This window comes from Paracoccus hibiscisoli (genome assembly GCF_005048265.1).
Taxonomy (GTDB): domain Bacteria; phylum Pseudomonadota; class Alphaproteobacteria; order Rhodobacterales; family Rhodobacteraceae; genus Paracoccus; species Paracoccus hibiscisoli.
Genome location: NZ_SUNH01000022.1, coordinates 43,807 through 69,400, shown reverse-complemented (window position 1 = coordinate 69,400; position 25,594 = coordinate 43,807). Strand labels below are relative to the sequence as shown.

General features: G+C 66.4%; 22 protein-coding genes and 2 pseudogenes. 11 read left to right on the top strand and 13 right to left on the bottom strand.

Going from position 1 to position 25,594, the window contains the following annotated elements; all coding sequences use genetic code 11:
* Together FA740_RS15125 and FA740_RS15120 are read left to right on the top strand one after the other, a co-directional pair.
* Window positions 1-119: pseudogene (locus FA740_RS15125) on the top strand (IS5/IS1182 family transposase); the annotation flags it as partial.
* 45 nt (window positions 120-164) lie between these two features.
* Entirely contained in the window at window positions 165-560 is a 396-nt protein-coding gene (locus tag FA740_RS15120) for a DUF3644 domain-containing protein (RefSeq protein ID WP_136857614.1), read from the top strand.
* A 624-nt stretch (window positions 561-1,184) separates the two neighbouring features.
* Here the strand turns inward: FA740_RS15120 and FA740_RS15115 are convergent.
* From FA740_RS15115 to FA740_RS15105, 3 genes and pseudogenes are all read right to left on the bottom strand, one after another.
* Window positions 1,185-1,826 (bottom strand): annotated as a pseudogene (locus FA740_RS15115) (transposase family protein); the annotation flags it as partial.
* Between the two features lie 34 nt (window positions 1,827-1,860).
* Window positions 1,861-2,127 (bottom strand): integrase core domain-containing protein, encoded by a 267-nt coding sequence (locus FA740_RS19905; RefSeq protein ID WP_211243722.1) that lies wholly within the window; start codon window positions 2,125-2,127, stop codon window positions 1,861-1,863.
* Between the two features lie 552 nt (window positions 2,128-2,679).
* Window positions 2,680-2,985, bottom strand: a complete 306-nt coding sequence (locus FA740_RS15105; protein WP_246053668.1) for a DUF1153 domain-containing protein — start codon at window positions 2,983-2,985, stop codon at window positions 2,680-2,682.
* Between the two features lie 256 nt (window positions 2,986-3,241).
* Here FA740_RS15105 and FA740_RS15100 point away from each other — a divergent pair, with 256 nt between their 5' ends.
* The 3 genes from FA740_RS15100 to FA740_RS15090 are packed head-to-tail and all read left to right on the top strand — an operon-like array spanning window position 3,242 to window position 4,960.
* A complete protein-coding gene (locus FA740_RS15100) occupies window positions 3,242-3,796 on the top strand; it encodes a thioredoxin family protein (protein ID WP_136857608.1) in 555 nt (184 codons plus the stop codon).
* Complete coding sequence (gene gph, locus FA740_RS15095; protein WP_246053667.1) at window positions 3,796-4,476, top strand: phosphoglycolate phosphatase; 681 nt, start codon at window positions 3,796-3,798, stop codon at window positions 4,474-4,476. The genes FA740_RS15100 and gph overlap by 1 nt, the downstream gene beginning before the upstream one ends.
* Window positions 4,477-4,531: 55 nt before the next feature.
* Entirely contained in the window at window positions 4,532-4,960 is a 429-nt protein-coding gene (locus FA740_RS15090; protein ID WP_136857605.1) for a protein tyrosine phosphatase family protein, read from the top strand.
* Window positions 4,961-5,000: 40 nt separating this feature from the next.
* On the opposite strand, the gene FA740_RS15085 is transcribed toward FA740_RS15090, so the two are convergent.
* From FA740_RS15085 to FA740_RS15065, 5 genes are all read right to left on the bottom strand, one after another.
* Entirely contained in the window at window positions 5,001-5,345 is a 345-nt protein-coding gene (locus FA740_RS15085) for an arsenate reductase family protein (protein WP_246053666.1), read from the bottom strand.
* 142 nt (window positions 5,346-5,487) lie between these two features.
* Window positions 5,488-6,792, bottom strand: coding sequence for a DUF3422 family protein (locus FA740_RS15080; protein WP_136857603.1), 1,305 nt, complete (start codon window positions 6,790-6,792; stop codon window positions 5,488-5,490).
* 85 nt (window positions 6,793-6,877) lie between these two features.
* Window positions 6,878-8,320, bottom strand: a complete 1,443-nt coding sequence (locus tag FA740_RS15075; protein ID WP_136857602.1) for an NAD(P)(+) transhydrogenase (Re/Si-specific) subunit beta — start codon at window positions 8,318-8,320, stop codon at window positions 6,878-6,880.
* Between the two features lie 12 nt (window positions 8,321-8,332).
* Window positions 8,333-9,907 carry a Re/Si-specific NAD(P)(+) transhydrogenase subunit alpha gene (locus tag FA740_RS15070; protein WP_136857600.1) on the bottom strand — a complete coding sequence of 525 codons (1,575 nt, stop codon included), beginning with the start codon at window positions 9,905-9,907 and terminating at the stop codon, window positions 8,333-8,335.
* Between the two features lie 202 nt (window positions 9,908-10,109).
* Complete coding sequence (locus FA740_RS15065) at window positions 10,110-10,682, bottom strand: hypothetical protein (protein WP_136857598.1); 573 nt, start codon at window positions 10,680-10,682, stop codon at window positions 10,110-10,112.
* 186 nt (window positions 10,683-10,868) lie between these two features.
* On the opposite strand from FA740_RS15065, the gene pepN reads away from it, so the two are divergent.
* Window positions 10,869-13,442, top strand: a complete 2,574-nt coding sequence (gene pepN / locus FA740_RS15060; RefSeq protein ID WP_136857596.1) for an aminopeptidase N — start codon at window positions 10,869-10,871, stop codon at window positions 13,440-13,442.
* 13 nt (window positions 13,443-13,455) lie between these two features.
* Window positions 13,456-14,367: a 1-acyl-sn-glycerol-3-phosphate acyltransferase gene (locus FA740_RS15055; RefSeq protein ID WP_246053665.1), complete on the top strand. Its 912-nt coding sequence runs from the start codon at window positions 13,456-13,458 to the stop codon at window positions 14,365-14,367.
* Window positions 14,368-14,433: 66 nt separating this feature from the next.
* On the opposite strand, the gene proB is transcribed toward FA740_RS15055, so the two are convergent.
* The gene (proB, locus tag FA740_RS15050) at window positions 14,434-15,549 is read right to left on the bottom strand and encodes a glutamate 5-kinase (RefSeq protein WP_136857594.1); all 1,116 of its coding nucleotides are present in this window, start codon (window positions 15,547-15,549) and stop codon (window positions 14,434-14,436) included.
* Window positions 15,537-16,571 (bottom strand): GTPase ObgE, encoded by a 1,035-nt coding sequence (gene obgE, locus FA740_RS15045; RefSeq protein ID WP_136857593.1) that lies wholly within the window; start codon window positions 16,569-16,571, stop codon window positions 15,537-15,539. Before obgE ends, proB begins: the two co-directional genes overlap by 13 nt.
* A gap of 112 nt (window positions 16,572-16,683) precedes the next feature.
* Between obgE and FA740_RS15040 the strand changes: the two genes are divergently transcribed.
* The 3 genes from FA740_RS15040 to eno all read left to right on the top strand — a co-directional run bounded on the left by FA740_RS15040 (window position 16,684) and on the right by eno (window position 20,162).
* Window positions 16,684-18,072: a protein adenylyltransferase SelO gene (locus FA740_RS15040; protein ID WP_136857590.1), complete on the top strand. Its 1,389-nt coding sequence runs from the start codon at window positions 16,684-16,686 to the stop codon at window positions 18,070-18,072.
* A 75-nt stretch (window positions 18,073-18,147) separates the two neighbouring features.
* Window positions 18,148-18,828: an endonuclease/exonuclease/phosphatase family protein gene (locus FA740_RS15035; protein WP_136857589.1), complete on the top strand. Its 681-nt coding sequence runs from the start codon at window positions 18,148-18,150 to the stop codon at window positions 18,826-18,828.
* A gap of 59 nt (window positions 18,829-18,887) precedes the next feature.
* Entirely contained in the window at window positions 18,888-20,162 is a 1,275-nt protein-coding gene (gene eno, locus FA740_RS15030; protein ID WP_136857588.1) for a phosphopyruvate hydratase, read from the top strand.
* A 4-nt stretch (window positions 20,163-20,166) separates the two neighbouring features.
* On the opposite strand, the gene FA740_RS15025 is transcribed toward eno, so the two are convergent.
* Complete coding sequence (locus FA740_RS15025; RefSeq protein ID WP_169306320.1) at window positions 20,167-21,582, bottom strand: aminotransferase-like domain-containing protein; 1,416 nt, start codon at window positions 21,580-21,582, stop codon at window positions 20,167-20,169.
* A 247-nt stretch (window positions 21,583-21,829) separates the two neighbouring features.
* On the opposite strand from FA740_RS15025, the gene FA740_RS15020 reads away from it, so the two are divergent.
* On the top strand, window positions 21,830-22,948 hold the full coding sequence (locus FA740_RS15020; protein ID WP_136857621.1) for a TRAP transporter substrate-binding protein: 1,119 nt from the start codon (window positions 21,830-21,832) through the stop codon (window positions 22,946-22,948).
* Between the two features lie 78 nt (window positions 22,949-23,026).
* On the opposite strand, the gene FA740_RS15015 is transcribed toward FA740_RS15020, so the two are convergent.
* Window positions 23,027-24,931 (bottom strand): TRAP transporter large permease, encoded by a 1,905-nt coding sequence (locus tag FA740_RS15015; protein ID WP_136857586.1) that lies wholly within the window; start codon window positions 24,929-24,931, stop codon window positions 23,027-23,029.
* A complete protein-coding gene (locus FA740_RS15010) occupies window positions 24,928-25,557 on the bottom strand; it encodes a TRAP transporter small permease subunit (protein ID WP_136857584.1) in 630 nt (209 codons plus the stop codon). Before FA740_RS15010 ends, FA740_RS15015 begins: the two co-directional genes overlap by 4 nt.
* Window positions 25,558-25,594: the final 37 nt, after the last annotated feature.

Here is a 25,594-nt window from a genome sequence, read left to right as displayed (position 1 = left end):
TCAACAAGCTGAAAAACGCACGCCGGGCCGCCACACGCTACGACAAAACCGCTGAAAGCTTCCTGGGCTTCATCGACATCACGTCTATCCGCCTCTGGGTTCGCCTTTTGTCAACATGACCTAAGTTGACGGTCTCCGACAGACCCGGGGCAATTCACGAGTTCATGATCGACATTCGGCACGAAGTTGAGCACTGCATGACTGATAGGATTGATGACGCTATCGGCGCGAAGCTCCGAGCCTGCGCGCTAAACGTCATGGATATGCTGAGGAAAGAATCTGGTGCCGGGCTGTGCCTTGAGAAGAGGCTGCGTCTCGCGTTGAAGTTTACCACTTTCGACCGCGATCAGCGGGCGCTCCTCAAAGCGTCTGCCGGGCTGCCGCCGAACGTCGAGGCTGCGATCAATGCGTTTGAATACGGCCTAACCGAAGAGGAGATCCGAGACCCCGCTTACCGGATTTCCTACAGGTTCGTTCCGATGGTGGGAACGAGGGTAGGGGCGGCGGATATGGCGGTTCAAATCGTCCCGCCTGGCAGCACCGAAGCTCTCGATATCTAGAAGATCGTCCTGAAAGAGGTTAACTGGAAACGGTACCCCCCCCGTCAAAGGTGGTCACCAAGGTCCGGGCGGAAAGTCTCGAGAAGTTCAAGATTCACAACCACACAAAGCCTGGCAGATACGAGACGCAAAGAACTCGGCAAAGGGGTATGGGGTTGCATGGGCGATTACGGGTCGTGGGTCTATTTTGATCGCAGGATCGATGAGGTCGTCGCTTGTTACGCAGCCGCCGGCAACTACTTAGAAGAAAGAGCAACTGGCGCAGTAGCTGTCGGCTGCATGCTGTCACCAAGTTAAAATTTTTGCATGTACGGCTATTTAGAAATGTCGCTGCCGGTGCGGATGGGCGCTGAGCCGGCCCCGGCTCGCTCTCTCCATTAGGGGCCGTAGGGACGGGGCCGGCGGTGGCGGCGATAACAGATGCCGCTCCCGATAATGTACTTCTATACTGACACGGTCATTCTGCTGGCTGTGCGGGCATGACGAGAGCGTCAGCCGCAAGGTGCTCGGTGCGCTTTTCGACCCATCCTTTTCTGCCCCGATGCGCGCTCCCCTTCAGCGCGTATCGGCTGCGCTGTTTGCCAGCTGGTCCGACCTCCGGCGGGGCAACCTTCTGGCGGCCATCACATGGGCCAGAACCTCGCTCAGGCGCTTGTTCTCGGTCACTGCGGCATGGGTGACGCGCTGCTGTGCAGGATCGGAGATGCGATAGGGTAGCGAGATATCCTTCCAACGGATTTCGAGGGACCGATCAGGATAGCTGTAACTCTCGACATATCGGCCGATCGCATTCCGGGCATGCTCACCGTCTTTCAGGATGAACTTCATGCGCTCGTAATGGACCACGAGACTTTTGCCGACCTGACGCTGATCGCACACACAGAGGATGTCCGACAGCCGTGAAGCGTCCAAGGTCGAAGGCCGGTGCCGGTTATCCGGTCGGGCAAGGGCCTGCAAGAAGCGCAACTTGTGGTGAGCCATAAAGCCAGGCAGAAAGGAATTGGCTGCGGCCATGTCGCTAATACCTGCGAGGCGCAGTTCCTTGACCAGCCTGTCTTGCAAAGTCCGATTGGCCCTCTCGACGCGGCCCTTGGCTTGTGAACTGTTTGCGCAGAGGATCTCGATGTTAAACTCGCTGAGCGCCCGCCCAAATTGCGTCATCCCATGCCCGCTCCGGGGCGCGCGGCGGTTCACGCGGAAGACGTTGTGCCTGTCGGAATAGAAGGCTACCGGCAGCCCGTGGTCGTGCAGGTAATCTGACAGGGCCGCCGTTGTATTGACCCATCTGAATCTGCTCAGGTTAAGCGGCTAATCTGAATGCCTCGGCCGGCGTGCGCATGGCAAGCGCCTGATGGGGGCGGCGGTTGTTGTAGAAGCTGATCCAGTCGCCGATGACACGGCTCGCATGCTGGATGCTCTCGAAGCGATGGCGGTGAACACATTGCTCCTTGAGTGTCCTGATGACGCGCTCGACCATGCCGTTCTGTTGGGGGCAGTGTGGGGTGATGAACTCCTGTTTCAACCCGTAGCTGCGCACCAGAGCCGTGAAGTGGCGGCTGGTGAACACGAGGCCATTGTCCGATCTCAGCAGGAACTCCTGCTCGACCCTGCCTAGTGTGCCGAACCTTGGCGATCAGGGCGTGCTTGAGGGCTGCGCTGGCGGTCGTGGCCTTGCCCGAGCGCGACAGATGCCAACCTAGAAGCTCGCGGGTGTGGCAGTCGATCACCAGTGCGAGCGAGGCGCAGCCATCCTTGCCGGTCCAGACGCGGGCCAGGTCAGTAGACCATCGCTCGTTCGGGGCTGTGGCCACGGAAGGGATGGCCTGGATGCGGGGGCGCATGCCCACGGCGCGCTTACGAACCTGCCAGCCCTTGAGCTGGAAAACCCGCTGGACCGTGTTTTTGTTGAAGCCCAGTAGCCAGGCAACAGTGCGATAGCCAAAGGAGGGCTCCTCCTCGATCATGGCTTTGATCGGGTCCGCGAAGCGGGGATCGATCTTCGGCGCTGACTTGGTCGGCTTATAATAGACCGTCCGACGCGGCACGCCGAACCAGTTACAAAGCTTGGCGATCGACACGGCGACGCCCTCGGCCAGCAGGCCCTCATGCAGCGTCCGGATCAATTGCCGTCCTCCCGCTCCATGAGGGCCTGCAGCTTTTTTCGGGCGCGCAACTCAAGCATCGCCTCGCCGTAAGCCTCCTGCAGATCTTTCAGCTGCTTGTCGTATTGGGCATGGATGTCGAGTGGATTGGCCCGCAGGGAATTCTCCATGCCACGCTTGGCATCCTCGACCCAACCCTCGATTTCCGAGGGTGTCAGATCGAAGGATCGGCTCGCCGCCGCCACCGTTGTCCTGCCCTGAATGATCTCAATCACCAGGGCTGTCTTACGCTTGGCAGTCCAACGTTTGATGCTGTCGTCCATCGTCATACTCATTGCTACCTTCTCCTTTGTAGCATGAGCAGATTTTCAGTGGGTCAATACAGCTCAGCACAGCGTCAGCCTTCAGGGCAGAGGCGACAAATCAACTTTGCCAGTTCGCGACAATTCTACTTCGGTTCTACACCGCGTTACTCAATAATCTGTATTATGTCTCATAGAGCCGTCTCAGCCTCATATCGTTCACGACTTGCTCATCCTTCTCTGATCTTACACATTTGGAAAAAATCTGGAGTATCTCATGGCTGTTTCGCCACCCGTTTGCGACTTCGATGCATTGTGGCACGAATTCTTGTTGCCTGATGGCGATGGCCGCGTCTGGAGCCTGACCGATAGTGGGCAGGCCAAGGCGACGCTGGTCATGTTCATCTGCAACCATTGTCCCTACGTCCGATCGATCCTGGATCACATCGTCCGTGACGCCCATGAGTTGATGGACCATGGCATCCGCGTCTATGCGATATCGGCGAATGATGCCGACGCTTATCCGGAGGATAGTCCCGAAAAGATGCGGCAGCTGGCGGAGAATCACGGCTTTCGCTTTCCTTACCTTCACGATGCCAGCCAGCAGGTGGCTCGAGCCTATGGTGCCGAGTGCACCCCCGATTTCTTTGGCTACAACAGCCAGGGCCGGTTGCAATATCGCGGTCGCCTGGACGCATCCGGGCGACAGGCGGCGGCGCCCGATGCGCGGCGGGACCTGTACCTGGCGATGATGCAGATCGCCGAAACCGGCCAAGGCCCGAGAGCGCAGACCGCGTCCATGGGCTGCTCGATCAAATGGAAGGTGGCATGATGAGCCGACCCTGCCCGATTGTCTTCGATTTGGACGGCACCTTGATCGACAGCGCGCCGGATATCCATGCCTGCGTTTCTGCGGTCCTGAGACAGCACCACATCACCCCGCTGCCTCTGCCACGGGTCCGCAGCTTCATCGGCGGCGGCGTGGAGCTGCTCTGGTCGCGGATCATTGCCGCCTGCTCGATCGATCCGGTGCACCGACCCGCGCTGATCGCGGCCTTCATGGCGCGCTATCACGATGCCACCGCCCTGACCCGGATGTTCCCAAGCGTGATCGAGGTGCTTGGCCGCTTGGCCGATGCGGGTCACCCCATGGGCATCTGCACGAACAAGCCGATGGGTCCGACTCTGCAGGTGCTGGACCATTTCGGGCTTTCGCATCTGTTCCCGGTGGTCGTGGGGGGCGATACACTTCCGCAGAAGAAACCCGACCCGGCCCCCCTCAGGCTGGCGTTGGAGCGTCTGGGCACCGTCGACGGCAACGCGCTGTTCGTCGGGGACAGCGCGTTTGATGCCCATTGCGCGACGGCGGTCCCGGTGCCGTTCCTGCTCTATTCCGGCGGCTATCGGCTGAGCCCGGTGGCAGAGCTGCCCCATGACGGCGTCTTCGATCACTTCGACGCATTGCCCGATCTGGTGGCAGAGACCCTGATGGCCCGGCCTCGCTCGGCTTGACAAGCGGTTGCGAAAGACGCCAGGTCGGACAGTCCCGACGATGAAAGGCCCTTTGATGGATCTGCGCCAAATCACCCCCGACCTTGCCGTCTCGCCCCAGATCATGCCCGAGGATGTCCCCGCCTTGGCGCAGGCCGGGTTCAAGGTGCTGGTGAACAACAGGCCCGATGATGAGGTCGGCCCCGATATCGACCACGACGCGATGGCCATGGCCGCCGAACAGGCCGGGATGCGCTATCACTATCTGCCGTTTCATCCGGGCCAGATCACCCCGCAGCTGATCGCCGAATTCGGGGCGGCGACCGCAGGACAGGGGCCTGTGATCGCCTATTGCCGGTCGGGAAATCGCTCGACGGTCCTCTGGGCGCTGAACCAGGCGGGCCGGCTGCCCGAGGCAGAGATCCTGCGTATCGCCGCCGATGCCGGCTTCGATCTCAGCGGGGTCAGTCCGCTGATATCCTCGCTGGCCAGCCGCAAGGGCTGAGACGGGTGGGCGGGACCAGCAGGCCCCCTGCCCCGTTCAATCAGGCCGGAACACCGAATGCCCGCTTGACATTTGCGGTCCAGCCCAAAGCGGTCTGTCCCTCTGCGCGAATCGCGGGGCGTTTCATCACGCTCGGCTTGTCGCCCATCATCGCGACCGGATCGGCTGCACGCTCTTCCTCGGACATGCCGCGCCAGGTCAGGCTGGCGCGGTTGATGATCTTGTCCCCGAAATCGGTGACCAGCGCGGCGCGCTCATCCGGGGACAGTGGCTCTTTCTGGACGTCGCGGAACTGCACGCTCCAGCCATGCTCCTCCAGCGCGGCCTGCGCCTTCTGGCAGGTCGAGCAATGGGAAAGACCGAACATCGTCAGCGTCTTGGACATGGTAACCTCGTCAGATCAGGGGAACGAAGGGGACGCCGCAGGCCGCAAGGGCCAGGGTCGCCAGCAGGGCAAACGTCACGCGCATGGGCGGTCCTTTCATGGTCAGGTCTGATGTATCGCGCCCCGTCGTGCCTGCCACAAGTCACAAATCGTCGCTGCCCGCATCGTGGAACCGCGACCGCACGCGGCGCATCCCCCACCAGACCGTCAGCACCGTCAGCGGCGTCAGCCCCGCCACCAGCAGCGTCTTGTCCAGGCCCGTGATCCCGACCAGCGGCGCCAGCGCATAACCCAGCAGGCCCACCGCGTAGTAGCTGATCGCCACGACCGACAGCCCCTCGACCGTGTGCTGCAGGCGCAGCTGCAGATCGGCGCGGCGGTCCATGCGGTGCATGATCTTCTGGTTCTGGGCGCTGCGTTCGACATCCACGCGGGTGCGCAGCAGTTCCGCCGCCCGGGCCGTGCGCTCCAGCATGGTGGCCAGCCGCCGTTCGGCCGATTGCGCCGTGCGCATGGCGGGCTGATAGCGCCTGCGCATGAATTCGGTCAGCATCTGGCGGTCCAGAAACCGCGTCTCGCGCAGGGCGGCGATGCGGTCATGCACGATCGCCTCATAGGCGCGCGTCGCGCCAAAGCGGAACGAATGCTGCACCGCCTGCGCCTCCAGCTGGGTCGAGACCGCCAGCAGGTCGTGCAGCAGCTGCTCCGCCGGTTGCGCATCATCCGTCATGGAATCCAGGATCGCCGTCAGACGCGGCTCCAGCTCGTTCAGCCGGTTGCTCAGACCCCGCGCCCGGCCCAGGCCCAGCATCGACATCGCGCGATAGGTCTCCAGCTCGACCAGGCGATGCACCAGGCGACCGATCCGCCCCTCGGACGTGCCGGGCCGGACAAAGACCGCAAAGCGCATCCAGCCATCCGCATCGATGCGAAAATCGCCCGCGACCAGCGCGGCCCCGTCCAGCACCCAGATGGCGGCCATGCTGTCCTGCGCGAACCAGCCGTCCATGCGCGACAGCGCCTCGGCCGGATCGTCGGGCAGCAGGTCGACCTGGACCATTACCGCCGCCACCCGCTTGCCGGGGGCCCCATGCTGCCACGTATCGGGAAAGATCGCCGCCGCCGACGGATCGAAGGGCCGGATCGGCAGCCCCGGCACCGTCGCCATATAGGACACGAATTCGGTGTGGCTTTCCCATTTCAGGGCATGCCGGCCCAGCTGACCCTGATAGTGGCTGTCCTCGGGGTCGGGGCGGGGTCCGCCGTGGCGCTGGACCAGATCGGTCAGATGCGCCATGTCGCGCGCCCGGTCCCGGTTGGCCGCGTCGCGCGGGTCCTTGAACGCGACGAAGACCGCCGTCGCGGGGGCGGCGATCTGCGGCGACGGGCGGGCATGCAGCTCGTTGACCAGCGCATAGCGCAGGGGATGTTCGGTGGCCGGGTTCATGCGCCCCTCCTGCTGAGGGGGACGTGCCCCCTGCCCCGGTTCGATGCGCCCGCCGGTCGCGTGACCGGCGGGCGCGTGGACGGTTTCAGTCGATCATCGGCAGCAGCTTGTTGATGCTGTCCTTGGCATCGCCATAGAACATCCGGGTGTTCTCCTTGAAGAACAACGGGTTCTCGATGCCGCTATAGCCGGTGCCCTGCCCGCGCTTGGACACGAAGACCTGCTTGGCGCGCCACACCTCCAGGACCGGCATCCCGGCGATGGGGCTGTTCGGATCATCCTGCGCCGCCGGGTTCACGATGTCATTGGACCCGATGATGATGACGACGTCGGTCGAGGGGAAATCCTCGTTGATCTCGTCCATCTCCAGCACGATGTCATAGGGCACCTTGGCCTCGGCCAGCAGCACGTTCATGTGGCCGGGCAGACGCCCCGCAACCGGGTGGATCGCGAAACGCACCGTCTTGCCCGCAGCGCGCAGCTTGCGGGTCAGCTCGCTGACCGCGCCCTGCGCTTGGGCCACCGCCATGCCATAGCCCGGCACGATGACCACGCTGTCGGCCTCGTTCAGGGCCGATGCGACACCATCCGCGTCAATGGCGATCTGCTCGCCCTCGATCGCGGCGGCGGGGCCGGTCTCTCCGCCGAAACCGCCCAGGATCACGCTGACAAAGTTCCGGTTCATCGCCTTGCACATGATGTAGGACAGGATCGCGCCCGACGATCCGACCAGCGCGCCCGTCACGATCAGCAGGTCATTGCCAAGCGTAAAGCCGATCGCCGCCGCAGCCCAACCGGAATAGCTGTTCAGCATCGACACCACGACCGGCATATCCGCACCGCCAATGCCCATGATCAGGTGATAGCCGATGAAGAAGGCCAGCAGGGTGACCAGGATCAGCCAGAACACCGCCGGACCGACGCCGGTGAAATAGAGAATGCCGAACAGGATCGACAGCGCCAGCGCGCCCGCGTTCAGCATATGCCCGCCCGGCAGCTTCTTGGGCTTGCCGTCCACGCGGCCCGACAGCTTGCCAAACGCCACGACCGACCCGGTGAAGGTCACCGCGCCGATGAAGATGCCCAGGAACACCTCGATATTCAGCATGGCGATCTCGGGGCCGGTCTTGCCGGCCAGCAGCGCCGCGAAACCGGTAAAGGCCACCGGCACGCCCTCGGCGATCAGCCGGGTGACGCGACCCAGTTCGATCTGGGCGTTGAAGCCGACAAAGACTGCCGCCAGGCCGACCAGCGAATGCATAGCCGCGACCAGCTGCGGCATCTCGGTCATCTGGACACGCTTGGCGACCAGCCAGCCGCCCGTGCCGCCGATGGCGATCATCACCAGCGACAGGAACCAGTTGCCCGCGCCGGGGCCGAACAGGGTCGCGGCCACCGCCAGCGCCATGCCGACGATGCCGTACCAGATGGCGCGTTTCGCGCTTTCCTGTCCCGACAGCCCGCCAAGCGACAGGATGAACAGGACCGATGCGACCACATAGGCCGCGGTTGTGAATCCGTATTCCATCGTCCCGATCCCTTACGACTTCTGGAACATGGCAAGCATGCGCCGGGTGACCATAAAGCCACCAAAGATATTGACCGATGCCATCAGCACCGCCAGCGCCCCCAGGATCACCACCCAGGCCGAGCCCGAGCCGATCTGCATCAGCGCCCCCAGGATGATGATCGAGCTGATCGCATTGGTAATGGCCATCAGCGGCGTGTGCAGCGAATGGGCCACGTTCCAGATCACGCGGAAGCCCACGAAACAGGCCAGCACAAAGACGATGAAGTGCGACATGAAGCTGGCAGGCGCGACCAGCCCGATCAGCAGCACGACCAGACCGCCGCCGACCAGCAGCTTGATCTGGTTGGCAGTGTCCGCCTTGAAGGCGGCGGCCTCGGCGGCGCGGCGTTCGTCGGGGGTCAGCTCTTTTTTCTTTTCCTTGGGCTTCTGCGCCGCGATGGCCGCGATCTTGGGCGGCGGCGGCGGCCAGGTCACGTCGTGATCGCGGGCGACGGTGGCGCCGCGGATCACGTCATCCTCCATGTTGTGCACGATGACGCCGTCCTTGGCCGGGGTCAGGTCGGCCACGAAATGGCGGATGTTGTTGCCATAGAGTTCCGACGCCTGCGCGCCCATCCGGGACGGGAAGTCGGTGTAACCCACGATGGTCACGCCGTTTTCCGTCACGATGCGTTCGTCAGGCACGGTCAGGTCGCAATTGCCGCCCTTCTCTGCCGCCAGGTCGATGATGACGCTGCCCTGCTTCATCATGGCCACCATGTCGGCGGTCCACAGCTTGGGCGCGTCGCGGCCCGGGATCAGCGCGGTGGTGATCACGATGTCCATCTGCGGCGCCAGCTCGCGGAACTTGGCCAGCTGTTTTTCGCGGAATTCGGGGCTGGAGGGCGCGGCATATCCGCCCGTCGCGGCCCCGTCCTGCACCTGCTGGTCGAACTCAAGATAGACGAATTCCGCGCCCATCGATTCGATCTGCTCGGCCACCTCGGGGCGCACGTCAAAGGCATGCACCTGCGCGCCAAGCGACACCGACGTCCCGATCGCGGCCAGACCCGCGACGCCCGCGCCCACGACCAGCACCTTGGCCGGGGGCACCTTGCCCGCCGCCGTGACCTGCCCGGTGAAGAAGCGTCCGAAATTGTTCGCAGCCTCGATCACCGCACGATAGCCTGCGATATTGGCCATGGAGGACAGCGCGTCCATCTTTTGCGCGCGGCTGATGCGGGGCACCATGTCCATCGCGATGGCCGTGATGCCCTGATCCTTGGCACGCGCCAGCAGATCGGCATTCTGCGCCGGATAGAAGAACGAGATCAGCGTCTGGCCCGCCCGCATCTGGCCGATCTCGGCCTCGGTCGCGGGCCGGACCTTGGCCAGCAGGTCGACCGCACCCACCAGCTCTGCGGCGGTCCGGCTGACGGTCACGCCCGCCTTGGCATAGTCGTCGTCCGAAAAGCCCGCCCGGGCGCCGGCCCCGCTCTCGACAAAGACCGTGTGGCCCAGCTTGGCCAGATGCACGGCCGAGGACGGCGTGATCGCCACCCGCGCCTCGCCGTCAAAAATTTCCTTCAATGCGCCAATCTTCATGGCTCGGCTGCCCCCCGCCTTGGTGTTTCCGGATTTGTCAGACACATAACATCGCGAAATATTGTTTCACAAGGCTAGGCTGCCGCGGTCTCGTCCGAAAGACTGACCCAAGGTCATCTTTCGCAGCGTTACCAAGGCGACATGAAAAAGGCCCGGATGCGGATGCATCCGGGCCTGTCCTGTCGCGCAAGCGCGCCAAAGATCAGTTGGCGGGCGCCGTGGTGGCCGGCGCGGTCGTCGCCGGCGCCGCAGCGGCAGGCGGCGTGGTCTCGGTCGCCGGCTCATCGATGGTGACGGCGTCGTCCAGCGTGTCGTCAGCCGGTGCGGGCTCGGTCGTGCCGGTCACCGGGGCGGCTGGCTCGGCTTCGGTCTCGGCGCTGGCCGCGTCCGATTCGGTGGTGGTGGCGGCGCCATCGGCACCCACGACCGGCTGGTCGGTGGTCTCGGCCGCGGTATCCGCATCGGCCTGGGCTGCGGCATTGTCTGCCTCAGCTTCGGTCGCGGCGGTGTCGGGCTCGGGTTCGACGACGACGGCGGGCGGGGTGGTCGTTTCCGGCGCGGGCTCGGTCGTGGTCACGGTGGTCGTGTCGCCTTCGACGACGGTCGTGTCATCGGTCATGAAACGCTGCAGCACGAAATAGGCCAAAGCCAGCGCCAGCAGGACGCCGATGATCAGCGGCAGCGCGGAGGACCGACGCTCGACCGGCTCGACATAGGTTTCCTTCGGCTCGACGCCGGGCTGGGGGCGGTTCGGATCGTTGGGATCATAGCTCATGCAGGTCTCCGATTCAGACTGTCTTGTGACCGGGTTAAGGTCGCAGGGGTGGTGGCGCGCGGGCGGTCGGCTGTCAATCGCCAAGACCCGATGCCCCGCCTTGCGAGCCGGCGTTCAGGCGATTAACACCAATGTGAACGCCCGGGTTCCGTTCCCGCGCCGCATTTTTAGCGAGAGGTCGCCACCATGCCTGGCCCGAAACCGCAGCCTGTCCAGCACCTTGCCGATTACCGCCCCTATCCGTTCACCCTGTCGGGAACGCATCTGGACGTGACCTTGGCGCCGCGCGGAACCATCGTCCGGGCCCGCCTGGAGCTGGTGCCGGGCGCCCTGCCCGTCGATCTGGTTCTGGATGGCGGGCGGGGTCTGGACCTGCGCGCGCTGACCATCGACGGACATGCCCCCGACCCCGCCCATATCCGCCGCGACGACGAAACGCTGACCATCGCCGCCGCCGCCCTGCCCTCTGCGCCCTTCGCGCTGGAGACCGAGGTCGCCATCGATCCGCAGGACAACACCGCCTTCGAGGGGCTGTATCTGTCCGGCGGCATCTTCTGCACCCAATGCGAGGCCGAAGGGTTCCGCCACATCACCTTCTACCCCGACCGTCCCGACGTGATGACCACATTCCGCGTCATCATCCGCAGCGACATGCCAGTGCTGCTGTCGAACGGCAACCCAGTCCGGCAGGAGCCGGGCCTGGCCGAATGGCACGACCCCTGGCCGAAACCCGCCTATCTGTTCGCGCTGGTCGCGGGCGATCTGGTGGCGGTCAGCGACCGGTTCACCACCCGGTCGGGGCGTGACGTTGCGCTGAACGTCTGGGTGCGCCCCGGCGATCAGGACCGCGCGGGCTTTGCTATGGAGAGCCTGATCAAGTCGATGCGGTGGGACGAGGACGTCTATGGCCGCGAATACGACCTGGACGTGTTCAACATCGTCGCGGTCGATGACTTCAACATGGGCGCGATGGAGAACAAGGGGTTGAACATCTTCAACTCGAAACTGGTGCTGGCCTCGCCCGATACGGCCACCGATACAGATTACGAGCGGATCGAGGCGGTCATCGCGCATGAGTATTTCCACAACTGGACCGGCAACCGCATCACCTGCCGCGACTGGTTCCAGCTGTGCCTCAAGGAGGGGCTGACGGTCTTTCGCGACCAGCAGTTCACCAGTGACCTGCGTTCGGCGGCGGTCAAGCGGATCGAGGACGTCCAGACGCTCCGCGCCCGCCAGTTCCGCGAGGATCAGGGCCCGCTGGCGCATCCCCCGCGCCCCGACCGCTATGAGGAGATCAACAACTTCTACACCGCGACGGTCTATGAAAAGGGCGCCGAGGTCATCGGCATGCTGAAACGCCTGGTGGGCGATGAGGGCTATGCCCGCGCGCTGGATCTGTATTTCGACCGCCATGACGGCGACGCCGCCACCATCGAGGATTGGCTGCTGGTCTTCGAGGACGCCACCGGCCGCGACCTGTCCCAGTTCAAGCGCTGGTACACCGATGCCGGCACCCCGATGCTGACCATGGAGGAGGCTTGGCAGGACGGCACCCTGACGCTGACCTTTGCGCAAAGCACCCCGCCCACGCCCGGCCAGCCCGCCAAGCCCGCCCGCGTGATCCCCATCGCCGTGGGCCTGATCGGCCCGAATGGCGACGAGGTCGCCCCCACCCGCGTGCTGGAGATGACCGAAGCACAACAGAGCTTCGCCTTTGAGGGATTGGGCGCACGGCCCGTCGCCTCGGTCCTGCGGGGGTTCTCGGCGCCGGTGATGCTGCGGCGGCAGATGGATGATGCGACGCGGGCCTTTCTGCTGGCCCATGACACCGACCCCTTCGCCCGGTGGGAGGCCGGGCGCGAGCTGGCGCTGTCCGCGTTGACCGACCTGTCGCAGGGTCGCGACGCGGGCGCGGATTACATCACCGCCATCGGCGCGCTGGCGGCGGACGATGCCGCCGATCCGGCCTTCCGCGCGCTGTGCCTGACCCTGCCCGGGGAGGAGGAGATCGCCACGCGCCTGGCCTCGCTGGGCGTGACGCCGGACCCGGACGCAATCCATGCGGCGCGCGACGATCTGGCGCGACGCATCGCGGTCGCGCATCAGGATCTGCTGGCGCGGCTGTTCGACGACATGGCCGTCACCGGTCCCTATTCGCCCGACGCGCAGGCGGCGGCGGGCCGGTCTCTGCGCATCGCGGCGCTTGGCCTTTTGGGGCGCATCGATGGCGGTGACCGGGCCGAGGTCCTGTTCGGCATCGCCGGCAACATGACCGAACGCATGGCCGCGCTGGCCGTCCTGCTGCGCCTGGGGCGCGGAGAGGCGGCCCTGCGCATCCTGCATGACGAATTCGGCGACAACCGGCTGGTCATGGACAAGTGGTTCTCGGTCCAGGTGATGGCCGCGCCCCCCGATCAGGCGGTCGCGGTGGCGCGGCGGCTGGCCGGGCGCAAGGATTTCGACTGGAAGAACCCCAACCGCTTTCGCGCGCTGCTGGGCGGGCTGGCGGCCAATCATGCGGGGTTCCATGCGGCGGACGGGTCGGGCTATGCCTTCACCGCCGATTGGCTGATGCGGATGGACGCGGCCAACCCCCAGATCGCCGCGCGCATGTCCACCGCCTTCGAGACCTGGCCCCGCTATGATGCCACACGGCGCGGCCATGCGCAGGCCGCCTTGGAACAGATCGGCATCCTTGAGGGTTTGAGCCGGAACACGCGTGAAATGATCTCGCGTATGATCGCTGCCGGCCGGTGAGGGGGGTCACAAGATGGGCAAGATCGACGAGGCACGCGCCGAGATGCAGGCGCGGCTTGACCCCCTGATCGCCGAACGGGCGCCTTGGCTGTTTTCCGGGCGCCTGCACCACCGGGCCGCGAAATGGGCGATGATGCAGGTGTTGCGCTATCCGGCCACGGTCGATCTGGGGGCGCAGTTCCGCGACCTGCCCCCCACCGAGATCTTCCGCAGGATGAGCGAGCTGATCGTCCACGATCTGCAGGTCGAGGGGCTGGAGCATATCCCCGCCTCCGGCCCGGCGCTGATCGTGGCGAACCACCCGACCGGGATCGCGGACGGGATCTTTCTGAACGCCATCGTCTCGCAATTGCGCGACGATCTGTTCATCTATGCCAATCACGACATGATCCGGGTGTTGCCGCAGATGATCGGCATGATCGCCCCGGTGGAATGGCGCGTCGAAAAGCGCAGCCATGCCAAGACCCGCGCGACGATGGATTACACCCGCGACGCCATCGAGGCCGGACGGATCGGCCTGATCTTTCCGTCGGGGCGGCTGGCCAAGCGGACCGGCGTGACGCTGAACGAGCGCCCCTGGATGGCCAGTGCCGCGATGATCGCGCGCAAGTTCGACCTGCCGGTCATTCCCTTGCGCATCCGGGCCCGCAACTCCGCGCTGTTCTATCTGTTCGACAAGATCCATCCGACCCTGCGCGACGTGACCCTGTTCAACGAGGTGCTGAACAAGACCCGTCACCCCTATCGCGTGACGATCGGCGCGCCGATTCTGCCCTCGGACCTGCCCCGCAGTTCGGACGAGGCCATCCTGGCGCTGCGCGAGGCGGTGCTGACCCTGCCGGCGCCGGGCCGGGATGCGCCGCGGCTGGCCCGTCCGCGCGGGGTCACGCGGGCCGTGGGGGCGCGACGGCCGGTGGGCGGTTGATCTGCGTCCCGCGACGGCCGGGGGGCCAGCCCCCCGGACCCCCCGGCCGTGCCAAGCCCCGCTGGGCTAGAGGACCATGTCGTCGCGATGGATCATCGCAGCCCGCCCCGGATAGCCCAGAATGGCCTCGATCTGAGCGGAATGGTGGCCCGCGATCTGGCGCGCCTCTGCTGCGGTATAGCGGATCAACCCCGTTGCCAGCCGCTGCCCCAAAGGACCGGTGATCGCCACCGGATCGCCCCGTCCGAAGGCGCCCTCGACCGCAGTCACCCCCGCGGGCAGCAGCGATTTCCCGCGCCCCAAGGCCAGCGCCGCCCCTTCGTCCACCATCACGCTGCCCTTGGGCTTCATCGCACCGATCCAGCGTTTGCGCGCCAGTTGCGGATCGGCCTCGGGCAGGAACCAGCTGCTGCGCGCGCCCTGTGCAACGGCCGACAGCGGGCGGAAGACCGACCCCTCGGCAATCGCCATCGCGCACCCGCCCGCCACCGCGGTGCGCGCGGCCATCAGCTTGGTCTTCATCCCGCCCTTGGACAGGCCCGAGACCGGATCGCCACCCATCGCCTCGATCTCGGGGGTGATCGCCTCGATCACCGGCAGGTGGCGGGCCGTGGGGTCGGTCTTGGGGTTCGCGGTATACAGCCCGTCCACATCCGACAGCAGCAGCAGCTGATCCGCGCCGCAGGTCACGGCGATCTGCGCGGCCAGGCGGTCGTTGTCACCGAAGCGGATCTCATCCGTGGCGACGGTGTCGTTCTCGTTCACGATGGGCACCACGCCCAGGGACAGCAGCGTCTGCATGGTCGCACGGCTGTTCAGATAGCGGCGGCGGTCGGCGCTGTCCTCCAGCGTCAGCAGAACCTGCGCGGTGATGACGCCATGGGGCGCCAGCGCCTCCTCATAGGCGCGGGCCAGGCGGATCTGGCCCACGGCGGCGGCGGCCTGCGCCTGCTCCAGCGGCAACGCCCCGGCGGGCAGACCCAGCACCCGGCGCCCAAGCGCGATGGACCCCGAACTGACCAGCACGACGTCGCATCCGCGCGCGCGCCAATCCGCCACATCATCGCACAGCCCGCGCAGCCAATCGCCGCGCAGCCCCTCGGGCCCGACCAGCAGGGCCGAGCCGATCTTGACGACCAGCCTGCGGGCCGCGCCAAGCTGCGGCGCGGTCACGGACGCCATGTCCCGTCAGGCGTATCGGCGGGCGCGGGGGCGCGCGACGGCTCGATCTGGGTCCACAGCGCGCGCAGGACATCCGTGACGCCGGTCCGGGCCACACCCGACATCAGCATGACGGGGTGGCCCAGCTCGGCCTCCAGTTCGGCGCGGCGCTCGGCGATCTCGTCGTCGTCCAGCGCGTCGATCTTGTTCAGCGCGGTCACGCGGGGCTTTTTCATCAGCACCGGCGAATAGGCCTCAAGCTCGGTCAGGATGGTGCGCGCATCCTCGGCCACGGTCTGGGACGTGCCGTCCACCAGATGCAGCAGCACGTTCGAGCGCTCGACATGACCCAGGAACTGATCGCCCAGGCCGCGCCCCTCGCTGGCCCCCTCGATCAGGCCCGGAATGTCGGCCATCACGAATTCGTAGGTGTCCACGCCCACGACGCCCAGGTTCGGGTGCAGCGTGGTGAAGGGATAATCGGCGATCTTGGGGCGCGCATTCGACACGGCCGCCAGAAAGGTCGATTTGCCCGCATTGGGCAGGCCGACCAGCCCGGCATCCGCGATCAGCTTCAGCCGCAGCCAGATGGTGCGCTCGACCCCCTCCAGCCCCGGATTGGCGGTGCGCGGGCTGCGGTTGGTCGAGGACTTGAAATGCAGGTTGCCCCAGCCCCCGTTGCCGCCCTTGGCCAGCAACACGCGCTGGCCGACCTCGGTCAGGTCGGCGATGACGGTCTCCTCGTCCTCGTCCAGGATCTCGGTGCCGACGGGGATGCGCAGGACCACGTCATCGGCGGATTTGCCGGTCATCTGGCTGCCCATGCCGTGCTGGCCGGATTTGGCAAAGAAATGCTGCTGATAGCGGAAATCGATCAGGGTGTTCAGACCCTCGACCGCCTCGGCCCAGACATCGCCGCCCTTGCCGCCGTCGCCGCCATCGGGGCCGCCATATTCGATGAACTTCTCGCGGCGGAACGACACGCAGCCCGCGCCACCCCCGCCCGAGCGGATATAGACTTTGGCGAGGTCGAGAAATTTCATGAGAAAGGCTCCTTTTGCCGGATGCGGATACGCCCTTGACGCCTGCGGTGCAAGGGTCGCGGGCTGGCAAAGCCGTCATCCGCGCCTATGTATGGGTCAAAAGGAGACCGCGATGATCCGTTTCGACAACAGCTATGCCCGGATGCCGCAGGGGTTCTTTGCCCGCGTGGACCCCACCCCGGTGACCGCCCCCCGCCTGCTGGCGCTGAACGGGCCGCTGGCCGACAGGCTGGGGATGGGCCGCGACGCGCTGACGGTCGAGATGCTGGCGGGCAATGCGATCCCCGACGGGGCGGCCCCCCTGGCCCAGGCCTATGCGGGCCACCAGTTCGGCGGCTTTGTCCCGCAGCTGGGCGACGGCCGCGCCGTCCTGCTGGGCGAGGTCGTGGCCCCCGACGGCGCGCGGTTCGACATCCAGCTGAAGGGCTCGGGGCCGACGCCGTTTTCGCGCCGGGGTGACGGGCGCGCCTGGATGGGGCCGGTGCTGCGCGAATATCTGGTCAGCGAATTCATGGCCGCGATGGGCGTGCCGACCACGCGCGCCCTGGCCGCGGTGGCGACCGGCGACCAGGTCTGGCGCGAACAGGGCGGACTGCCCGGCGCGGTGCTGACCCGCGTGGCCTCCAGCCATATCCGCGTCGGCACATTCCAGTTCTTTGCCGTGCGCGACGACCGCGCCCGCCTGCAGGCGCTGACCGATCACGTCATCGCCCGCCACTATCCCGGCGCGGACGGCCCGCTGGCGCTGCTGGACCGCGTGGTGGCCGCCCAGGCCGAAACCATCGCGCATTGGATGGCGCTTGGGTTCATCCACGGGGTGATGAACACCGACAACATGGCGATCTCGGGCGAGACGATCGACTATGGTCCCTGCGCCTTCATGGATATCTACCATCCCGATACGGTGTTTTCTTCGATCGACCGGCAGGGGCGCTATGCCTGGGCGAACCAGCCCAACATCGCGGTCTGGAACCTGGCGCAATTCGCGACCTGCCTGATCCCGCTGATGGGCCCCGAGGAGGCGGCGGTCGAGGCCGCCACCGCATCCGTCCACCGCTTTGCGCCCCTCTATCAGGCGGCCTGGCTGCGCCGGTTCGGGGCCAAGCTGGGCATCGACGGCGCGCAGCATCAGCCGCTGATCGAGCGGCTGCTGTCGATGATGGCCACGCAACGTGCCGATTTCACGCGCGTTTTCGCAGGGCTGTCCAACGACACCGCGCGCGATGAGTTCACCGACCGCGCGGCCTTCGATGCCTGGGCGCGCGACTGGCAGGCGCTGTCCCCGGACGCCGCCGCGATGGCGCAGGCCAATCCGCGCCGCATCCCGCGCAATCACCGGGTGGAACAGGCCATCGCCTCGGCCGTGGCCGATGACATGGGGCCGTTCCGGCGCCTTCTGGAGGCCGTGACCCACCCGCGCGAGGCGCGCGACGATTGGGCCGACCTGGCGCACGCGCCCACCACCGCGCAGCTGGTGCATCAGACCTTCTGCGGCACCTGACGGGTTTTTGCGCGCCCGCCCCTTGCGGCCCGCGCGTTCGCCGTCACAATCATCCGCAGACCTCCCGGAGCCGTGATGCTGAAACTTGCCAGCTACAACCTGCACAAATGCCGGGGCATGACCGGCCCGCATGCCCCCCTGCGCAACCTGGCCGTCATCCGTGCGCTGGACCCCGACATCATTGCCCTGCAGGAGGTCGATTTCCGCTATGGCGTCCGCCCCGAGGCCCTGCCGCGCAAGCTGATCCAGGCCGAGACGGGGCTGGTCCCCGCCGATATCTATGGCACCACCGACAGCAGCCTGGGCTGGCACGGCCAGACCATCCTGATGCGCCCGCACCTGGCCGAACAGGCGGTGCTGCGCCGCCTGCCACTGCCGGGGCTGGAGCCGCGCGGCGCGGTCGCCCTGCGCCTTCCGGGCCTGACGGTGATCGGCGTGCATCTGGGTCTGGCGCGGTCGTCGCGGCGCGCGCAGCTGGCACGGATCAGCGCGCAGGCGTCGCGCATCGCCGAGGATCACATCGTGCTGATGGGCGATTTCAATGAATGGCGCGACGACCGGGGGCTGGAATCGCTGGCCGGGTTCCGGATCATCGCGCCGGGCCCGTCCTATCCCGCCCCCCTGCCCCAGCTGCGGCTGGACCGCATGGCGCTGTCGCGCAATCTGGATGTGCTGGACACCGGCGTCTTCAACCAGGCGGGCGCGCGCGAGGCGTCGGACCATCTGCCGATCTGGGCGCGCATCAGGATGCCGTGAGCGTTGCGGAACGGCCCTTCGGGCGCTAACAAGGCGCCAAGCATCAACGGAGTGCCTTCATGACCGCCATCATCGACATCTTCGCCCGTGAAATTCTGGACAGCCGCGGCAACCCGACCGTCGAGGTCGACGTCACGCTGGAGGACGGCACCCTGGGCCGCGCCGCCGTTCCCTCGGGGGCGTCGACCGGCGCGCATGAGGCGGTGGAAAAGCGCGACGGCGACATGACCCGCTATATGGGCAAGGGCGTCCTGGAGGCCGTGGCCGCCGTCAACGGCGAGATCGCCGAGAATCTGGTGGGCGAGGATTCGACCGAACAGCGCATGCTGGACATGATGATGATCGAGCTGGACGGCACCCCCAACAAGGGCCGTCTTGGCGCGAACGCGATCCTGGGTGTGTCGATGGCCATCGCCAAGGCCGCGGCCGAGGCCACGAACCAGCCGCTGTATCGCTATGTCGGCGGCACCTCGGCGCGCATCCTGCCGGTGCCGATGATGAACATCATCAATGGCGGCGAACATGCCGACAACCCCATCGACATCCAGGAATTCATGATCATGCCGGTCGCCGCGGAGAACATCCGCGAGGCCGTGCGCATGGGCTCGGAGATCTTCCATACGCTGAAGAAGGAGCTGTCGGCGGCGGGCCTGAACACCGGCATCGGCGATGAGGGCGGCTTTGCCCCCAACCTATCGTCGACCCGCGACGCGCTGGATTTCATCCTGAAGGCCATCGAAAAGGCCGGATACAAGCCCGGCGACGACATCATGCTGGCGCTGGATTGCGCCTCCACCGAATATTTCAAGAACGGCAAGTACGAGATGAAGGGCGAGGGCAAGTCCCTGACCCCGGCCGAGAACGTCGACTATCTGGCCGCGCTGTGCGACGCCTATCCGATCCTGTCGATCGAGGACGGCTGCGGCGAGGATGACTGGGACGGCTGGAAGATGCTGACCGACCGCCTTGGCGACCGCATCCAGCTGGTCGGCGACGATCTGTTCGTGACGAACCCGGTCCGCCTGGCCCAAGGGATCGAACGCGGCTGCGCCAACAGCCTGCTGGTCAAGGTCAACCAGATCGGCACGCTGTCGGAAACGCTGGACGCGGTGCGCATGGCCGACCGCGCGGGTTTCACGTCGGTGATGTCGCACCGCTCGGGCGAGACCGAGGATGCGACCATCGCCGACCTGGCCGTCGCGACCAATTGCGGTCAGATCAAGACCGGATCGCTGGCGCGGTCCGACCGGTTGGCGAAATACAACCAGCTGATCCGCATCGAGGAAATGCTGGGCGCCACCGCCGAATACGCGGGTCGCAGCATCTTGCGCTGAGGTCTCAGTCCGGCCCCGCCAAGGGGCCGGACCGGGCCATCCGGCCCAACCCGTCCACCGCCGCCGCCAGCCGCGCCCGCGGCATCCGACAGTTCAGCGCGATGCGCACGCCCTGGACCGGCACCTGATCGGGGCCGCAGAAATCCGATGACGGGCGCACGATCACGCCCGCAACCGCCGCGCGCGCCACGAAATCGACCGCGTTCCACGGCGCGGGCAGCGGCAGCCACACCATCGGCACGCCTGGCTGGCCGCGCATCCCCAGACCGTCCAGCGCCTCGTGCGCCAGGGCCAGGCGGTCATCGACCAGCTCCTTGACCTCGCGCGCGATCCGCGCGGCATCGCCGGACCGGATCAGCCGCGTGACCAGCCCGGTGATGGGTTGCGACAGGCCCATATGGCTGTGCTGGGCGGCGACGCGGCCCGCCTGACCCATCCCCTCGGGGCAGATCAGGATGCCGAAACGCAGCCCGGCGGCGATGATCTTGGACAGGCTGCTGACATGCCAGACCCGCTCGGGCGCCAGTGCGCGCAGGCTGGGCGGGCCTTGGGGATCGGGGCTGGGGGCATAGCATTCGTCTTCGATGATCTGGATGTCGTGGCGGCGTGCGACCGCGATGATCGCCGCGCGCCGTTCCGCCCCCATCGAGGCCAGCGTCGGGTTCTGCGCCGAGGGCGTCAGGCAGACCAGCCGCGCCCCCGATGCCCGCGCCACGCGGTCCAGATCCTCGGGGCGCATCCCCTGATCGTCCAGCGCCACCGGCAGGGTCTGCGCGCGCATCAGCCGTGCGGCATGGACGATGCCGGGATAGGTCAGCGCCTCGACCATGACCTGCGCGGGCTGATCGGCCAGGCACAGCGCCATGACCAGCGTGATCGCGTGCTGGCCGCCATGGGTCAGCACCATGTCGCCGGTTGATGCCGGTCCCACGCGCCGCACCGCCATCCAGTCCAGCGCCGCCGCCCGACAGTCCTGATCGCGGCTGAGCGGGGTGTAATCCAGCACATCGGCGTCCAGATCATCCGCCAGCGCCGTCAGATGCCGCGCCAGGACCCGCGCCTGCCCGCAATCGGGCAGCTGCGGGATGCGCAGATCGGCGGGGCCCTGCTGGGACATCGGGTGATCCAGGCTCTCGTACAGCAGCGGCTGCGGCACGGGCCTGCGGGCTGGCGGGGCCGCGACAAAGCTGCCGCGCCCGACATGGCTCTCGATCACGCCCTCGGCGGCGGCGACCTGATAGGCGCGCGCGACGGTGCCGGTCGTCACCTTAAGGCGCCAGGCCATGTCGCGCATCGGCGGCAGGCGCGTGCCCGGCGCCAGCAGCCCCGATCGCGCGGCCTCGCGCAGCGCATTGGCCAGCGCCCGGAACTTGGGGCCGGGCTGTCCGGACAGGTCTGGCTGCCATTCCTCGATCCGCATCTGGACCTCCTTGTGACCGGGCCGCCCGTTCCTGTTAATCCGCCGTCTTTGCGGGCACAATCGCTGCCGTGCGGTTCCGCGCCGCGACCGGGCGGCAGGGCTGAAAATAACTGCCGCCCAAGGTCTCTGGCCTCTCGACAGGCGGGAAAGCGGGGCTAAAGTATCACGCATGCAGGGGCGGGACGGAACGGGCCGAGGGGGCCCGCCGCCCCAAGCGGAGGGAGACAGAATGACCAAGACAACAGGCCTGGACCGGCGGTCCTTTATCACGCGTGCATCCATCGGCGGCGCGGCGGCGGCGGCGGGCAGCGTGCTGGCGGCACCCGCCATCGCGCAGGAGGCCCCCCAGATCAACTGGCGCCTCGCCTCCAGCTTCCCCAAGTCGCTGGACACCATCTATGGCGGCGGCGAGGAGATCGCGCAGCGCCTGTCCGAGGCGACCGATGGCCGCTTCCAGATCCAGGTCTTTTCGGCCGGAGAGATCGTGCCGGGCCTGGACGCGATCAACGCCACGACCGACGGCACCGTCGAATGTTCGCATTCGGTGGGCTATTACAACTGGGGCAAGGACCCGGCCTTCGCCTGCGGGGCCGACCTGCCCTTCACCTTCTCGGCGCGCGCCAAATCGGCCTACAACTATCAGGGCGGCGGCATCGACAACTACAACACCTTCCTGGAACAGTATGACCTGGTCAGCTTTCCAGGCGGCAATACCGGTGTGCAGTTCGGCGGCTGGTACCGCAAGGAGATCAACACCCTGGCCGACCTGCAGGGCCTCAAGATGCGCATTTCCGGCCTGGCGGGCCGGGTCGTCGAAAAGCTGGGCGTCGTGCCGCAGCAGATCGCGGGCGGCGACATCTATCCCTCGCTGGAGCGTGGGACGATCGACGCGGCCGAATGGGTCGGCCCCTATGACGACAGCAAGCTGGGCTTCCAGAAGGTCGCGCCCTATTACTACTATCCCGGTTTCTGGGAGGGTGGCCCGACGGTCAGCTTCTTCGTGAACAAGGGCCAGTGGGATGCGCTGCCCGACAGCTACAAGTCGCTGTTCCGCACCTGCGCACAGGCCGTGGACCAGAACATGCTGGCGAAATATGACTATCTGAACCCCACCGCCCTCAAGGAGCTGGTTGGCACCGGCGCGCAGCTGCGCTCGTTCAGCGAGGAGATCCTGACCGCGTCCTTTGCCGCCGCCAACGAGGTCTATGCCGAGGTTTCGGCCGAGAACGAGGCGTTCAAGACGCAATACGAGGCGATGCTGCAGTTCCGCGACGACTGGTATCTGTATCAGCAGACCGCCGAATACACCTTTGACACGTTCATGATGATCCAGCAGCGCAACGGCGCCCTGGCGCAGAACGGCTGATCACGGCCTGCGACTGAAAACAGCCGCCGCGCAGATCCTGCGCGGCGGCTTTTCCATGCCGGTTCGGTTTCGGGGCCGTCAGTTGCCCGACAGACCCGGAGGCGGCCCGCCAAAGCCCAGGCCCAGCCCACCCGACGGGGCTGGTGTTTCCGGTGCCGATGTTTGCGGTGCCGGGGCGTCCGGTACAGGCGTGGCCGGTTCCGGGGTGGCAGGCGCATCCGCCCCGGCCGCAGGCTGTTGCCCGAAGGGCGATCCGCCCAGACCGCCGAGCGTCCCGAAGCCCGAGCCGCCCGGTGCGGGGGCGGTCGTCCCCCCGCCAAGGCCGCCGCCCAGACCGCCACCCAGTCCTCCGCCCAAGCCCCCGCCCAGACCGCCACCCCCCATCGGGATCTCGATCCGGATGTTCGAGGTATCGACCGTCGGCCCCTTGTAATGCATCACCATTCCGGGGAACGTGATCACAGCTGCGATCATCAGCATCTGCAGCCCGACAAAGGGCACCGCGCCGCGATAGATGTTCATCGTGGTGATCGGGTCCATCATCAGCCCGGTGATCATGTCGCGATAGGACCGCCGTGGCGCAACCGACCGCAGATAGAACAGCGCGAACCCCACGGGCGGCGTCAGGAACGAGGTCTGCATCGTCACCGCCAGGATGATACCGAACCAGACCAGGTCGATCCCCAGCACATTCGCCGCCGGGATCAGCAGCGGTACGATGACAAAGGCCAACTCGAAGAAGTCCAGGAAAAAGCCCAGCACGAAGATGATCGTGCAGGACACCACCAGGAACCCAAGCGCCCCGCCCGGCAGTGCGGTCAGCAGGTCGCGCACCCAGACATGGCCGTTCACCGAATAGTAGGTCAGCGAGAACACCGTCGCGCCGATCAGGATGAACATGACGAAGGCCGACAGCTTGACCGTCGACAGCAGCGCCTGGTTCAGCACCTCGAAGGACAGCCGCCCCTTGATGGCCGACAGGACCAGCGCGCCGACCGCGCCCATCGCGCCGCCTTCGGTGGGTGTGGCGATGCCCAGAAAGATCGTGCCCAGCACCAGGAACACCAGTGCCAGCGGCGGGATCATCACGATGATCACCTGCCGCGTCATCAGCGACAGCAGGTTCAGACCCAGGGCCCGGTCCACCAGCGCCAGCAGCAGCAGCACCACGACCGCCAGCGTCGCCGCCCAGATGGAGGCGTTGGCGACGCCGCCGGCCTCCATCATGCGGCTGCCCAGGAAATAGGTCACGACCGCGATCACGGCCACCGCGACCAGCGACCAGCCGCCCGACCCCAGGCTTCGGGCCTCCAGCGGCAGGGCGGGCATCGCCTTGGGGCGCAGGACCGACAGGATCAGCACATAGGCGATATAGACCGCCACCAGCGCCAGCGCGGGCACCATCGCGGCGCGGTACATGTCGCCCACCGACCGGCCCAGCTGGTCGGCCAGCACGATCAGCACCAGCGAGGGCGGGATGATCTGCGCCAGCGTCCCCGAGGCCGCGATGACGCCGGTCGACAGGCTTTTGTCATAGCCATAGCGCATCATGATCGGCAGCGAGATCAGCCCCATCGAGATGACCGAGGCCGCCACCACCCCCGTCGTCGCCGCCAGCAGCGCGCCGACCAGGATGACCGCATAGGCCAGGCCCCCGCGCACCGGTCCGAACAGCTGGCCGATGGTCTCCAACAGCTCCTCGGCCATGCGCGAGCGTTCCAGGACGATGCCCATCAGCGTGAAGAACGGGATGGCCAGCAGCGTGTCGTTGCGCATGACCCCGAACACCCGGTCGCCAAGCGCGCCCAGCAGGTTCCAGCCCAGGTTCACCTGGTCCGACAGCGGCGTCAGGAACACCCCGAAGAAAAAGAACAGTAGCCCGTTGGCCGCCAGCGCAAAAGCGATCGGATAGCCGAACAGCAGAAACGCCACCATCGAGAAGAACATGATGGGGGCCAGGTTATGGGCGATGAGGTCGATCACGCGCGGTTCTCCGGGTCTGCGGACCGGGCGGCGGCCTCTTGGTCCTGCGTCAGGCCCGCGGTCATCAGGCCGGCCTCCTTGAGGCCCGCCTCATGCGGGCCCTCGTGGTGATGGGGGTCGGGGATGATGCCGCGCATGACGGCGATCTTCTTGATCAGTTCAGAGATGCCCTGCGCGAACAGCAGGCCAAAGCCCAGCACCAGGATGCCCCGCGCGGGCCACAGCGCCAGCCCGCCCGCGTTCATCGAGACCTCTCCGTTGAACCAGCTGCGGGTGAAGGCGGGCCAGGTCAGCCACAGCATGATCGCGGTGAAGGGCAGCAGGAAGAACACCGTGCCGATCACGTCGATCCAGTGCTGGGCGCGGCGCGACCAGCGGCCATAGATGACGTCGATGCGGATGTGCTCGTTCTCCAGCAGCGTCCAGGCCGAGGCCAGCATGAAGGCGCCGCCGAACAGATACCACTGCGCCTCCAGCCAGGCGTTCGACGACAGGCTGAACAGCTTGCGCGAGATGGCGTTGATCGCGCTGACCAGGATGGCCAGCAGGATCAGCCAAGCGACGCTGCGTCCGATGACGGTGGTGACGCGGTCGATGCCGCGCGACAGGGCCAACAGGCCGCCCATGATGTGTTCCTCCCTCAAGGCCCGCCCGTTCATGGGC

Bases quoted from the DNA above. Each gene is read 5' to 3' on its own strand.
- FA740_RS15120 (WP_136857614.1), top strand. From the start codon at position 165: ATGATCGACATTCGGCACGAAGTTGAGCACTGCATGACTGATAGGATT.
- FA740_RS15105 (WP_246053668.1), bottom strand. From the start codon at position 2,985: ATGGACGACAGCATCAAACGTTGGACTGCCAAGCGTAAGACAGCCCTG.
- FA740_RS15100 (WP_136857608.1), top strand. From the start codon at position 3,242: ATGGCTGTTTCGCCACCCGTTTGCGACTTCGATGCATTGTGGCACGAA.
- gph (WP_246053667.1), top strand. From the start codon at position 3,796: ATGAGCCGACCCTGCCCGATTGTCTTCGATTTGGACGGCACCTTGATC.
- FA740_RS15090 (WP_136857605.1), top strand. From the start codon at position 4,532: ATGGATCTGCGCCAAATCACCCCCGACCTTGCCGTCTCGCCCCAGATC.
- FA740_RS15085 (WP_246053666.1), bottom strand. From the start codon at position 5,345: ATGTCCAAGACGCTGACGATGTTCGGTCTTTCCCATTGCTCGACCTGC.
- FA740_RS15080 (WP_136857603.1), bottom strand. From the start codon at position 6,792: ATGAACCCGGCCACCGAACATCCCCTGCGCTATGCGCTGGTCAACGAG.
- FA740_RS15075 (WP_136857602.1), bottom strand. From the start codon at position 8,320: ATGGAATACGGATTCACAACCGCGGCCTATGTGGTCGCATCGGTCCTG.
- FA740_RS15070 (WP_136857600.1), bottom strand. From the start codon at position 9,907: ATGAAGATTGGCGCATTGAAGGAAATTTTTGACGGCGAGGCGCGGGTG.
- FA740_RS15065 (WP_136857598.1), bottom strand. From the start codon at position 10,682: ATGAGCTATGATCCCAACGATCCGAACCGCCCCCAGCCCGGCGTCGAG.
- pepN (WP_136857596.1), top strand. From the start codon at position 10,869: ATGCCTGGCCCGAAACCGCAGCCTGTCCAGCACCTTGCCGATTACCGC.
- FA740_RS15055 (WP_246053665.1), top strand. From the start codon at position 13,456: ATGGGCAAGATCGACGAGGCACGCGCCGAGATGCAGGCGCGGCTTGAC.
- proB (WP_136857594.1), bottom strand. From the start codon at position 15,549: ATGGCGTCCGTGACCGCGCCGCAGCTTGGCGCGGCCCGCAGGCTGGTC.
- obgE (WP_136857593.1), bottom strand. From the start codon at position 16,571: ATGAAATTTCTCGACCTCGCCAAAGTCTATATCCGCTCGGGCGGGGGT.
- FA740_RS15040 (WP_136857590.1), top strand. From the start codon at position 16,684: ATGATCCGTTTCGACAACAGCTATGCCCGGATGCCGCAGGGGTTCTTT.
- FA740_RS15035 (WP_136857589.1), top strand. From the start codon at position 18,148: ATGCTGAAACTTGCCAGCTACAACCTGCACAAATGCCGGGGCATGACC.
- eno (WP_136857588.1), top strand. From the start codon at position 18,888: ATGACCGCCATCATCGACATCTTCGCCCGTGAAATTCTGGACAGCCGC.
- FA740_RS15025 (WP_169306320.1), bottom strand. From the start codon at position 21,582: ATGCGGATCGAGGAATGGCAGCCAGACCTGTCCGGACAGCCCGGCCCC.
- FA740_RS15010 (WP_136857584.1), bottom strand. From the start codon at position 25,557: ATGGGCGGCCTGTTGGCCCTGTCGCGCGGCATCGACCGCGTCACCACC.